4 protein-coding genes and 1 pseudogene are annotated in these 3,628 nt (G+C 57.2%); 1 reads left to right on the top strand and 4 read right to left on the bottom strand.

The window, feature by feature from the left end:
* Nucleotides 1-393, top strand: a pseudogene (locus AC1D01_RS25215) (hypothetical protein); the annotation flags it as partial.
* A 40-nt stretch (nt 394-433) separates the two neighbouring features.
* On the opposite strand, the gene AC1D01_RS25210 reads toward AC1D01_RS25215, so the two are convergent.
* The 4 genes from AC1D01_RS25210 to AC1D01_RS25195 form a co-directional block, all read right to left on the bottom strand.
* Nucleotides 434-820 (bottom strand): hypothetical protein, encoded by a 387-nt coding sequence (locus AC1D01_RS25210; protein ID WP_477871235.1) that lies wholly within the window; start codon nt 818-820, stop codon nt 434-436.
* A gap of 137 nt (nt 821-957) precedes the next feature.
* The gene (locus AC1D01_RS25205; RefSeq protein ID WP_477871233.1) at nt 958-1,449 is read right to left on the bottom strand and encodes a hypothetical protein; all 492 of its coding nucleotides are present in this window, start codon (nt 1,447-1,449) and stop codon (nt 958-960) included.
* 151 nt (nt 1,450-1,600) lie between these two features.
* Entirely contained in the window at nt 1,601-1,879 is a 279-nt protein-coding gene (locus AC1D01_RS25200) for a hypothetical protein (RefSeq protein WP_477871231.1), read from the bottom strand.
* Nucleotides 1,880-2,407: 528 nt separating this feature from the next.
* Nucleotides 2,408-3,628 (bottom strand): RHS repeat-associated core domain-containing protein (locus AC1D01_RS25195; protein WP_477871229.1); only part of this gene is annotated, 1,221 nt, incomplete at its 5' end.

Genomic DNA, 3,628 nt, shown 5'->3' with positions numbered 1-3,628 from the left:
CAGCATGACGGCGCGAGTACCGCGGTGCGGCCGCAGGTGCTGCTGCCGATGCTGGCGCGCGAGCTTGCGGGCTTGCGCGTGGAGCAGATGATGGCGATGCAGCAGGCGGTGATGCTCGAGTACGGCTGGATGCTCGGGCTGTCGTCCGAAGGCATGCTGCAGCTGAGCCCGCTGAAATGGATCGAGCAGCCGAGCGACGCGGTCGCCGCGCTGGACCTCGGTCATGCGGTCGGCATGCAGGCGCTGGAGACCTTGTTCGTCGATGGCGACGAGGAGACGGACGATGGGGACGCGGTCGCCTTCGACGGGTTCAAGGATTCGGTGGATGACGAGTTCGATGCGCTGTTGTCGGAGACGGGCAGCAGGCGGGCGGGCAAGCCGACGCTGCATTGAGGCAGCACGCCGGCAAGACCGTCGGTACGATTCACGGTGATCACTTTGGTGACCCGTCATCCTTGCCATGCTCAAGGCGATCGATCGCTCGCGTGTAGGTCTGCTTTGGGCTTCCGACCTTGACGTCACGGACCTCTACCGATCGGTTGGCGTAGAACGAGCTTTTGTCTCGGAATTCAACGCTGAACAGGTGTCCGCGCAAGAAGACAACATGTGCGTCCCGTTCATTGCCATCCACGCTGAGCCTCACGACTACCAGCATGTCCCCGAACCTCGGATCTTGGATTCTCAGCTCGCTGTTGTCGTCGTATAAGCGAAGCACGTTGATGCGCCCTTGGGACATGCGCTCGACAAAGTACCTTTGATGAAGTTGAGCTTCGAGAAGCCTCTGTACATCTTCTGGAAAGTGTCGAATGGCAGCGTTCACGATCAAGCACTCATGCTCGCTCAACGTCCAACTGCCATTCCCGGAAAGGTAGTGCAGTGCGTCCCAAGCGCGATAGAAGACTTGCTTAGCGGCACTCACACTCTGACCCCGCAATCCATTTTCCAGCTACTCCTGGCTCATTCCCGCGAGACCTCATCCAGCGTCAAGTGATAGACGCTGTGGAAACAAGCCTGCATGTCGGTTTCGCTGGCCTCAGACCCTTCGACAACGAACGCTCCGTCGCCACCCGGCCGCTGCACGACATCCCAGTCTTCGCTGTGCCCAATAGTCAAGAACCCATGAACGCATTCCGATGACTTGATGCCGTCGGCCGACAACTCGAAGCCACCGTTCCGCGACCTCAGCGTGCCGTACCGCGAGAAAAACTCTCGCGTAACGGGACCAAGTTGTTCTGGCAGCAAGCTAGTTTCATCTTTTGGACTGACGAATAGCTTCTCGCCCTTGGCAATGAAGTCTTCGACCTTCGCTCGGGCTTCCTCAAGCGACATGTTATCGACTGCCGATTCAGGCAATGGCACTTGCATCTGTCCTTGTGATTGTCGAAACAGCGCAATGCAAAACAAAATAACAATACAAACGCCCAAAATTGCGAACGACATCATCGGCATTTCACTCCTTGCAGATACATGCACTGACTCGAGTGGGATTGCCCGCCGCCGCCACGCCGTACGCGCTCAGGTTGCCGTTCAGGCTCAGGTCCATGCGATTACCATTGACACCGACCAGGAGCAAGGAGTTCTTCAGATGATGCAGCGCTCATCACTGTCGACAACATTTACTCGGGCGGCATAAGAGGTTGAGATCCGTATCGAGAATCCGCTCTCCAAGCGCCCGTACTGCAATCCTCGGGGCGCGTTGCCATGAATCAACTAATGTTCTGCACAACTTCTGAGGTAGATAAAAATCGCCACCAACACGACCGGCAATGCCCAGATAACCACTGAGATGACAACCCTCTTTGGATTTAGCGACTTCATCATATCGATTTGCTCGGCGGCAATACGACGGCTCGGCGTCGTAGTCGTAGCTGCCGGTCACTCCCGCCTTCATGATGCTCGCGATCGCGCCGTTCAGCTTGTATAGGCCACTGAACGTCAATCCGGCAATTTTATCTTTGACAATCAGAGTCTTCCGAAACCTTCCGGAGGGTTACTTCCAGCGTTCTGCCACTGGGTAAACCAGCGGAAGTTGAAATAGAGAAAAATCTATTTCTAAACTGAACAATCTGCGCCTCCGAATAGCAGACCTCGAGATGCAGAGGCGACCGCCAATTGACCTTTAGTCCATTTGTCTTGTCGGCCTCAAGCATGAGACGAGACTCTCCATCTGCGCTAGTAATCCAGAGCTGATACGGTTGCGAAACCGTAGCACCTAGCCCGTCCAATCTGGGCGCCACAATCGCAGCGACAAAGCGCCCGTCAGACGACGAAATCTCRCTAATTCTTTCCATGTTTTCCGGAGGTTTACCCCGATGTGCCCCCAACGTTGACAATGCGTACAGCCACATAACCAACAGCCCTGCCGAAAATGAAATTCCGGCGATCAAGAGAAGTTTGATGGTTTTCATCATTTGCACCCGCACCTTGCGTATTGACGACCTAGTTCAATTTGGAGTGCATCCGCGGCATCGTCCCCATATGGCCAGCGCAGGAAGGGAATTCCACTGCCGGCTGCACTGGCTCCGCGAAGCTGTTGATAAATTCCAGCACCATTGAACGTTGAAAATGCTGACACCCCCATGGCTTCTGTTACTGCCCCAAAGTTGAAATTTCCGAAGTCTTCGTATTGCGCCCCTCCACGCTTGTAATCCCAGGGAGCACGATTCTTTACATTTTCGTATAGCCCCAGCATGCATGCTGGATTCCAAGCCGGGCAAGCCTTTGCGATTTCAATGTTGTCATTGACACACACCCCAGGTGGTGCGAGGGGGGGCTTCGGACAAGCGCAAGGGGGTTTCGGCTTAGGGCACCAAGCAGATAGCCCTGCGCTCTCGCACATGTATGCCTGAAGCCCGTTCGGATCGATGTAGGTGAGCGGATTGCCTTCGACGTAGGCGTAGGTGTTGATGCCCCCGGCAAGCCCGATAGGGTCGGATTGCCGATAGGCTCCTCCATCCGGCGCGTAGTAGCGCGCAAAGTTGTACCAAAGCCCGCTCTCCGCATCCGCATACTGTCCCGGGAACCGCAGGTTCTGCGTGAGGACCCCGAGCCCGTCGGGATTCGTCTCCGGCGCCRTTGTGCCGAACGGCTCGGCCAGCCAACGCCAGCGTTTGGCTCCTGTTTGATCCACCACGATGCGCGGTGCGTTCAGGTGATCCGCATGGATGTAGAACACCAGCGGCGCAGCGTTCGGGTCACTCGCATTGGCCGGGTCCGGCATGAACATCGCCACCGGGATGTTGTCCAGCCACACATATTCGCGCAGCGCCTTGCCGGTCTGGTCGTATTCGCCCAGCAGTTGTCCGTCCAGGTCGTACACGAAGATCACCACCTCGCCCGTGCTCGTCACCTTGCGGATGCGTCGGCGATCGGCGTCGTAGTCGTAGTTGCCGGTCACGCTCGCCTTCGTGATGCTCGCGATCGAGCCGTTCAGCCCGTAGACCGCCATGTAGTTCGTGCTGTCGCTGGTCGTGTTGCCGGCGTTGTCGTAGCCGAAGCTTCTGGCCGGGTTCGTGATGCTCGTCAGCCGGTTGCTCGTCGCCTCGGTCGTGTAGGTGCTCGGGCTACCGTTCAGGCTCACGCTCACGCGGTTGCCGTTSGGGTCRTAGGCAATCGACCAGGTCGATGC

This window comes from Rhizobacter sp. P3_B12 (genome assembly GCF_056402895.1).
This window is presented reverse-complemented; position numbering and strand designations above follow the sequence as displayed.